We start from the raw sequence: 518 nt of genomic DNA on the forward strand, positions 1-518 counted from the left end.
TCTTTATATCGCTTTTCAAGATCGATGGCAAGCGTCAATCGCGTGGAATCGCAACAGATTTCGCCAAAAAACGGCAGGCCGCCGCCATCGATCCCGGGTCCGTCACAGACTTCAGGCGGTGCCGCCCACGGTCATGTTCTCGATCCGCAGCGTCGGCTGGCCCACGCCCACCGGCACGCTCTGGCCTTCCTTGCCGCACACGCCCACGCCCGAGTCCAGGCGCATGTCGTTGCCGATCATGGTCACGTCCTTGAGCGATTCGGGGCCGTTGCCGACCAGCGTGGCGCCCTTGACCGGCGTGGTGATCTTGCCATCCTCGATCAGGTAGGCCTCGCTGGCCGAGAACACGAACTTGCCGTTGGTGATGTCCACCTGGCCGCCGCCGAAGTTCACCGCGTACAGGCCGCGCTTCACGCTGGCGATGATCTCCGCCGGGTCCTTGTCGCCGTTGAGCATGTAGGTGTTGGTCATGCGCGGCATCGGCAGGGCGGCGTAGCTCTCGCGGCGGGCGTTGCCGG

1 protein-coding gene is annotated in these 518 nt (G+C 64.7%); it reads right to left on the reverse strand.

The window, feature by feature from the left end:
* Positions 1-111: 111 nt before the first annotated feature.
* A partial coding sequence (locus tag AC1DCP_RS26350; RefSeq protein ID WP_476774863.1) for a metallopeptidase TldD-related protein occupies positions 112-518 on the reverse strand: 407 nt, incomplete at its 5' end.

The organism is Agrobacterium sp. 10T429, assembly GCF_056393925.1.